Origin of the sequence: Pseudoalteromonas gelatinilytica, assembly GCF_001641615.1 — a bacterium.
Taxonomy (GTDB): domain Bacteria; phylum Pseudomonadota; class Gammaproteobacteria; order Enterobacterales; family Alteromonadaceae; genus Pseudoalteromonas; species Pseudoalteromonas gelatinilytica.
The window spans coordinates 371567-379456 of sequence record NZ_LRRU01000004.1 but is presented as its reverse complement, the minus strand read 5'-3'; the positions used below and the strand labels follow the sequence as shown (position 1 = coordinate 379456).

Annotated in this window: 6 protein-coding genes and 1 other RNA gene; 6 read left to right on the top strand and 1 reads right to left on the bottom strand. The window is 43.1% G+C overall.

Translation table 11 applies throughout. The features are described from left to right. The first annotated feature begins 45 nt into the window (after positions 1 to 45). A protein-coding gene (locus NH153_RS02230; protein ID WP_105180735.1) for an IS3 family transposase occupies positions 46 to 1217 on the top strand; the annotation gives its coding sequence in 2 pieces (ribosomal slippage) (positions 46 to 319 and positions 319 to 1217; 1173 coding nt in all). Positions 1218 to 1287: 70 nt separating this feature from the next. Here the strand turns inward: NH153_RS02230 and ssrS are convergent. After that, positions 1288 to 1471: non-coding RNA, 6S RNA (gene ssrS / locus NH153_RS02225), on the bottom strand. A 194-nt stretch (positions 1472 to 1665) separates the two neighbouring features. Between ssrS and NH153_RS02220 the strand changes: the two genes are divergently transcribed. The 5 genes from NH153_RS02220 to nagP all read left to right on the top strand — a co-directional run bounded on the left by NH153_RS02220 (position 1666) and on the right by nagP (position 7431). After that, the gene (locus NH153_RS02220; protein WP_063700525.1) at positions 1666 to 2229 is read left to right on the top strand and encodes a UPF0149 family protein; all 564 of its coding nucleotides are present in this window, start codon (positions 1666 to 1668) and stop codon (positions 2227 to 2229) included. A gap of 20 nt (positions 2230 to 2249) precedes the next feature. Further along, positions 2250 to 3575: a Xaa-Pro aminopeptidase gene (pepP, locus tag NH153_RS02215; protein WP_063700523.1), complete on the top strand. Its 1326-nt coding sequence runs from the start codon at positions 2250 to 2252 to the stop codon at positions 3573 to 3575. An 8-nt stretch (positions 3576 to 3583) separates the two neighbouring features. Then, complete coding sequence (ubiH, locus tag NH153_RS02210; RefSeq protein WP_063700521.1) at positions 3584 to 4765, top strand: 2-octaprenyl-6-methoxyphenyl hydroxylase; 1182 nt, start codon at positions 3584 to 3586, stop codon at positions 4763 to 4765. Then, positions 4762 to 5928, top strand: coding sequence for an FAD-dependent monooxygenase (locus NH153_RS02205; protein ID WP_063700520.1), 1167 nt, complete (start codon positions 4762 to 4764; stop codon positions 5926 to 5928). Before ubiH ends, NH153_RS02205 begins: the two co-directional genes overlap by 4 nt. Before the next feature lie 198 nt (positions 5929 to 6126). Then, positions 6127 to 7431 carry an N-acetylglucosamine MFS transporter NagP gene (gene nagP / locus NH153_RS02200; RefSeq protein ID WP_063700518.1) on the top strand — a complete coding sequence of 435 codons (1305 nt, stop codon included), beginning with the start codon at positions 6127 to 6129 and terminating at the stop codon, positions 7429 to 7431. The last annotated feature ends 459 nt before the right edge of the window (positions 7432 to 7890 follow it).

Genomic DNA, 7890 nt, shown 5'->3' with positions numbered 1-7890 from the left:
TGATCTGACTCCATAAAAGTAGACACCTTTTTGGAGCCAGTAACCATGAAAGTAAAACCATATCGCAAACATTCGCTCGAATTTAAAATAAAAGTCGTTCAAGAGTCGTTAGACACCACAGATACAGTTAAGATGGTCGCGAATAAATACGGAATTCATCCTGACATGCTATCAAGTTGGAGAAGTCATATGACCTCGAAGAAGAAAACAGCAAAGCCATTAAAGAACCAAGGCCCAGACAAGTCATACACAGATTTAGAACGCCAAATTCGCAAGCTTGAGAAGCAACTCGAAGATGCTCAGTTGGAGAATGACGTTTTAAAAAAGGCGAAGGTCTACTTCGACAGCCTAAAAGAATAAGGTTCGAATATATCCACAAGGTCACAGATGCCAAACGCACAGTGAAGAAGTTGTGCAGTTGGTTATCTGTGTCGCCAGCTGGGTATTATAAATGGTTAAAGCAATTACCTAGCACACGCCATAAAGAGAACAGTTCGTTACTTAAGTTTCTAAAGCATATTAGCGACCAGGAGCACTGTATCCCTGGCTATAGAAAACTATGGGAGGCAGCGGTAGCACATGGTTTTGATTGCAGTAAAGGGCGTGTGCAGAGACTATTACAAAGCGTTGGCTATCGTTCAAAATCAGGTAAGAGACGCTATACAAGCCGCGCGAAGAAAGAAGGTACAATCAAAGCGAGTAACTTACTACGACGTCAGTTTAATGTGAAGACAGCAAATACTGTGTGGGTATCAGACATCACACAAGTACGCTGTAAAGATGGTTGGCAGTATTTATGCGTCATCCTTGATTTGTATTCTCGTAAGGTTGTTGGCTGGGTAACAAGCCGGATAAACAACGCCGAGTTAGTTATTAAAACACTGAAAAAGGCATGGTCAGCACGCAAACCTGATGGTTCGAACTTGCTCTTTCATTCAGATCAAGGAGCTCAGTATGTCGCAAAGGAAACAGTGAAGTGGTTAACTAATAGAGGTGTCACAGTGAGTATGTCTAGAAAAGGGAACTGCTGGGATAACGCATGCTCAGAAAGCTTCTTCGCGCAGTATAAAAAGGAGTGGATAAAGAACTTAAATGAACTGAGTCGTAGTGAAATGACAACACAAACGTATTTTTATATTGAAAAATACTACAACTCAGTAAGAAGGCATGGCACCCTAGGGTATAAAAGTCCCATGCAGTACGAACAATTTAATTAAACCCCGTGTCTACTTTATCGGGGTCAGATCAGATAGCTGATAGCTGATAGCTTGTAACTAAATAGAAATGGTGTTCCCCAAGTATGCGGTGCCCGGTGTCAGTCCTGAAACCTTGAGGTTTCAGGGCGGGAATCTGCGGTATGCCGTAGGCTTCTCGGTACATGCCGAGCCTGCACAATAGCAAACGAACAGAAACCCTAACATAAAATTTATCGGCTCAGGGACTTAACCAAGCTCCTGCACCCTAGGGAACACCTTCAGTATATAAGACAAGTTTCAATCCTTAAACCATATAAGCAAAAAAAGCGGATCGTTCGCGTAGTTTTTCCCCACCTTTAACTGCTTATTTACTTTTCAGATTGCTTTTTGACCTCAATCATACAATTAATTGGAGTTGAGATTTATCGAGTGGTAGCATGACGTTACTTAGCCGAACAAAGAAAAAGTTATGAGCACGTTACCTGATTACCAACAAGCCCAATTGTTATTAGAAAAGAATGAAATTTTTGTCGCACCAGCCGAAGCTCATGGTGTGATCAGTGGTTTATTAGCCTGTGGCATCAATATTGAAGCCGACGAATACTTAGGTTTATTAAGCGATGTATTCAACGACGGCATTGCCTTCAGTAAAGATTTAAAAGCCTTTTTTGCTAACGTGTATTCTCAGGTTGTTGCCAGCTTTAGTGATGAAGAATTTCAGTTTGACCTATTCTTACCAAGCGATGATGAAACACTGCTTGATCAAGCCAATGGCTTAGTATCTTGGGTATCTGGTTTTATGCTTGGTTTTGGTTTAAAGCAAAAAGACTACGGCAAGTTATCAGCTGATGTGAAAGAAGTGATCAGCGATTTTAGTGAAATTACCCGTCTAGACACCATGTTTGAAGAGACCGAAGAAGACAGCCAAGCACTGCACGAAGTGATTGAGTATGTACGTGTTTCTGCGCTGCTGTGTTTTGCTGAGCTAGGTAAAGAACCAGCAGATAAAAACCCTAAGAAGACCCTTCACTAATCAAATTACAGAGGTTTAGCATGTCGTCTATTGCAATCGATAAAGCTGAATTTAAAGCCCGTCGCGAGCGCTTGCTTGCGATGATGGATAAAAACAGTGTCGCTATTATTCCTGCGGCAGGAGAAGTAACACGTAGCCGTGATACTGAATATGCATTTCGCCAAGACAGTGATTTTTTCTACCTAACAGGCTTTAACGAACCGGATGCGGTTTTAGTGCTTTGCCCGTCGAGCGATACACCAAGTACCCTAATTTGCCGTAACAAAGACAAACTAGCTGAAATTTGGCATGGCCGTAGAATTGGCTTCGAAAAAGCTAAATCTGAGTACTTATTCGACGCAACTTGCCCACTTAGTGAACTAGATGAACAATTATTAGATTTGGTGAACGGCCAGCAGATTTTATTTTATGCACAAGGCACTTACGCAAATTTTGATGCAAAAATTTGGGATTTATTAAGTACCCTTCGCGGCGCACCTAAAAAAGGCTATAAAGCCCCACATACCATTAAAGATATTCGTGGTTTAGTGCATGAGATGCGTTTGTTTAAATCTGACGCAGAATTAAACATTATGCGTACAGCGTGCGAAATTAGTGCACAAGGCCATATTCGCGCTATGCAGTTTGCCAAACCTGGTGCAACTGAATACCAATTAGAAGCTGAGCTTCATCATCATTATGCAATGAATGGTGCTCGTCATCCTGCTTATGGCACGATTGTCGGCAGTGGCGATAACGCCAACATTTTGCACTACACACAAAATGATGCTGAGCTAAAAGATGGCGATTTAGTATTAATTGATTCTGGCTGTGAACTTGAAGGTTATGCGGCAGATATCACACGTACTTTCCCAATCAATGGCAAGTTTAGCGAACCACAAGCGGCGCTTTACAACATTGTATTAGCAGCTCAAGAAGCAGCATTTAGCCAAGTAAAGCCGGGCGGTAGTTTATCGAAAGCGAATGAATTAGCCTCAACAGTACTGACGCAAGGGCTGATTGATTTAGGCATTTTAACCGGCGAGCTTGATGAGCTAATGGCAAACCAAGCGTGCAAAGCATTTTACATGCATGGTCTTGGTCACTGGCTTGGGTTAGATGTGCACGATGTTGGCGAATATAAGCTTGATGAAAAAGAGCGCGTATTTGAGCCGGGCATGGTGCTCACCATCGAGCCGGGTTTATATATTAGCGAAGATGCAAAAGCGCCAGAGCAATATAAAGGCATCGGTATTCGTATTGAAGATAACTTACTTGTCACTCAAGATGGCCATGAAAACCTGACCATTTCGGTTCCTAAAACCATTCGTGACATTGAAGCAGTGATGCAAGCAAACAAAGGCTAGGAGCAAGCGTGGCAAAGCAGTTTGATGTTGTCATTATCGGCGGTGGAATGGCGGGTGCAAGTTGTGCACTGGGCCTAAAACAGAGCAATAAGCAGTTATCAATCGCTGTAATTGAGGCAAATGAAGTAAGCGCAGACTATCACCCTAGCTTTGATGATAGAAGCATTGCGCTTGCTCAACAGTCTGTTCAGTACTTAAAATCAATCAATGCGTTTGATTGCCAAGCGCCATTTGCGGCAGCGATTAAAAAAGTCACTGTATCTGATCGTGGTCATTTTGGTAAAACGCATATTGATTGCCAAGAATACGGTCATGATGCCCTTGGTTATGTGGTCGAAGTGAACCCATTTGGGCGCAGCCTTCATCAGCAACTTACGCGTACTGATGTTAGTTTGTTTTGCCCTGATACGGTTGCCAAGCTTGAATACCAAAGCGACTGTGCCAACATCACGCTGAGCTCGGGCGAGCAGTTAAGCGCAAAGCTTGTGGTGATTGCCGATGGCGCTCATTCGCAAAGCCGTAAATTGGCTAATATTGAATTTAATACCCGCGCATATCAGCAAGCGGCGATTATTGCCAACATCGAAGTGGCTGGTGGTCATCATCATCATGCCTTTGAGCGTTTTACTGAGCACGGCCCAATGGCGTTGTTGCCAATGAGTAATAACCGATACTCACTGGTGTGGTGCATGGAACCTGAGCAAATTGAGCACACTATGGCGCTTGAAGACGATGCCTTTTTAGCTGCCTTACAAAAAGCATTTGGTTACTGCGGTGGCTCATTTAGTAAAGTGGGTATGCGTGCAAGTTACCCACTTGTATACGGTAAAGCCGAATCACTGAGTAGCCATCGTACAGTATTAATTGGTAATGCAGGGCACGCTATACACCCAATTGCCGGGCAGGGCTTTAATTTAGGCCTGCGTGATGTGCAATTATTGTGTGATATGGCAAATAGAAGCGATCTTGGTGATTACGCCTTTACCCGTTATTACAGCCAAACTCGCAGTAAAGATATTACGACCGTGATGACACTCACAGACAGCCTAGTGCGTTTGTTCTCAAACTCATCACGATTGCTCGCGCTGGGTCGCAGCATTGGCCTTTTCTCAATGGATTTATTCTCCTCGTTAAAAACCCCGCTGGCAAAACAGCTTATGGGTCAAGTTAAGCAAGGTAAACGGATATGAAACAAGCACAAGTTTGTATTGTCGGTGGTGGCTGTGTTGGCCTTACGCTAGCACTTGGTTTAGCAAAAGCAGATATCAGCGTTGTGGTGATTGATGCGAGTAAAAATCAAATCTTACCGGGTGATGATTATGCACTTCGCGTGAGCGCATTGAGCCTGGCTAGTCAGGGTTTATTTGAGTCATTAAATGTATGGCCAGAGATCATTAAACAACGTGCTACACCCTATACGTCGATGGATGTACGTGATCAAGACAGCTTTGGCAAAATTCATTTTGATCATAACGATCTCGACTTACCGCAGCTAGGTCATATCGTCGAAAACGACATTATTCGCTACGCTTTAATTGCTGAACTTGAAAAGCAAAGTAATGCCACTTTATTGTTCGAAACTCGCTATCAGCAAATTCATCAAACTGACTCTGATGTGTTTATTACTCTTGAAAGCGGCGAGCCTGTGATTGCTAAACTATTAGTGGCGGCTGATGGCGCTAACTCGGCTATTCGCAAGCAATTCAACATGCCAATTACTTTTAAAGATTATGATCATCACGCCATTGTTGCCACGGTTAAAACCGCTGATGAGCATAACAACACAGCACGCCAAGTGTTTTTGCCAACCGGGCCGCTGGCGTTTTTACCCTTGCCAGATAAACATACGCACTCAATTGTTTGGTCAACAAGCCCAGAGCATTGCGACACACTTTTAGCGCTTGATGATAGCCACTTTAATAAAGCGGTTATGGCAGCACTCGATGGCCAATGTGGTTTATGTGAAGTGCAAAGTGAGCGCATGGCGTTTCCACTTAAGATGCGTTATGCCCAGCAGTGGGTGTCGGGCAAAGTGGTTTTAATGGGTGATGCAGCGCATACCATTCATCCATTAGCCGGTTTAGGCATGAACCTTGGCCTTAAAGACGCCGCCTATTTAATTGAGCTATTAAGTAATGAGCAAGGTGAGTTTGCAAGTGCACGCACGCTGCGTGATTATGAACGTACTCGCAAGCTTGATGCGCAAAAACACATTGCCATGATGCAAGGCTTAAAAGAGCTATTTGCAGGCGCTAACCCACTGAAAAAACTCGTACGTGGTGTTGGTTTAAGCCTAGTTGATAACCTTGGCCCAATTAAACATTTGTTCGCAAAAGAAGCGATTGGTAAATAACATCTAACTAGTTGTTACTGTTTAGTTTAAGCCGCAGTTAAGCAATTAGCTGCGGCTTTTTTGCACTTATATGAACGCAAAATGATAGCGCTGTCATTTTTGTTAGTGTATGATTAAATTTTTGTGATTGGTATGGAAATTAAACAGCTTTACTATAATCTCCAACCAAATAAAAATAATTAAACTAAGAGAACAATTATGGAAGCAACGGTTGAGTGTGACAACAACACAAAACAAAGCATCTGGCTGCCAATGGTATTGGCCGGCTCAATGTTTTTTATCTTAGGGTGTATAACGTGGCTTAATGGTGCAATCACACCATTTTTGCAGCAAATGCTTGAGCTTTCGCCGTTACAAGCTTCGTTTATCATCTCTTCTTTTTATATTGCAGTAACAGTTGCTGGCATCCCATCGGCGATGCTGATCAAACGCGTTGGTTATAAGAATGGCATGGCGATTGGCTGTGCGATTATGGCTTTATCGGCGCTGATGTATATTCCCGCAGCAAAACTGCAAATGATCGAAATTTTCTTGTTCGCACAGTTAATGATAGGTGTTGGACAAACCGTGCTACAAACCGCTGTTAACCCATACGTGGTGAAAATGGGCTCTGAGAAATCAGCCGCTGTACGTGTGTGTATCATGGGCTTATTAAACAAATTTGCGGGTGTTATTGTGCCTGTTATTTTTGCTGCTGTAGTCGTGAGCGGCGTTGTTGATGGCGCAGGTAAATTATCGCAAGAGCAAAAAGACATGATGGCGAACAGCCTGATTATGCCTTATGTATTGATTGCAGGTTTAATCATGTTATTTGCTGCGTTTGCGAAATTTGCACCATTACCAGACTTAGTGTTTGATGAAGACGAAACATCAAACGGTAAAGGCGAAATTAAAGAAGCCCTTGCGCACCCTCACTTAGTTTTAGGTGTGGTGGGTATTGCTTTATATGTTGCAGTTGAAGTTATTGCAGCAGACACCATTGGCTCTTACGCATTACAAATTGGCGTTGCTGATTACTCAGTTATGACTTCTTACACCATGGCGTGTATGTTGATTGGTTACGCGATAGGTATTTTGACTATTCCACGTTTCATGAGCCAACAAACGGCGTTATTAATGTCGGGTATTGCCGGTATTATCACCGTGTTGTTAGTGATACTTGGCAGCAATGACTCGTTCATTATTTCAAACTTATTATTAGTGCCATTTGGTGGCCCACAATTACCAGACCCATTGTTATGCATTGCGTTACTAGGCTTTGCTAATGCTATGGTTTGGCCTGCAATTTGGCCACTCGCTTTAGCTGGCTTAGGTCGCTTAACAGGCACCGCATCAGGCTTATTGATCATGGGTATTGCTGGTGGTGCACTAGGCCCATTATTAATCGGTTTAGGGAACGTAGCAGGCCTTGGTGCACAAGGCGCTTACATTGTGATGATCCCAAGTTATGTATTCATTTTATTCTACGCCTTAAAAGGCCATAAGATGAGAAGCTGGAAGTAATCCAGTAGATTATTTTCAAGTTAAGCAAAGCCGCGGTACGCCCATCACCGCGGCTTTTTTGTGGGTAAAAGTTAGCGAGTTTGAAAGGGGAAAGGGGAAAGGGGAAAGGTACGAGTTTCGAGGGACGAGATACGAGGTGTAGGAGGCGTTTTAACGCCGAAAAAGAGATATTAGATATCAGTGGTTAGAAGTTAGATTGTGCCTGCACATAATTAAATTGAAATGCTCGTTCGTAGGCGTGAAATTTATTTCGCGCGATGAACATAAGAGCTATCAGCTTTCAGCCGTCAGCTATCAGATTGAAAAGTTAGCGAGTTAGAAAGAGTAAAGGGTAAAGGTACGAGTTTAGAGGTGTAGGAGGCGTTTTAACGCCGAAAAAAGTCAAAGGGGGAGGTATTCCAACCCAAAAAAACACTATGCTGTTAGCACCTAGCACCTAGCACCTAGCACCTAGCACCT

What these genes read in the sequence shown, in the direction of transcription:
- NH153_RS02220 (WP_063700525.1), top strand. Translation starts at nt 1,666, where the DNA reads ATGAGCACGTTACCTGATTACCAACAAGCCCAATTGTTATTAGAAAAG.
- pepP (WP_063700523.1), top strand. Translation starts at nt 2,250, where the DNA reads ATGTCGTCTATTGCAATCGATAAAGCTGAATTTAAAGCCCGTCGCGAG.
- NH153_RS02205 (WP_063700520.1), top strand. Translation starts at nt 4,762, where the DNA reads ATGAAACAAGCACAAGTTTGTATTGTCGGTGGTGGCTGTGTTGGCCTT.
- nagP (WP_063700518.1), top strand. Translation starts at nt 6,127, where the DNA reads ATGGAAGCAACGGTTGAGTGTGACAACAACACAAAACAAAGCATCTGG.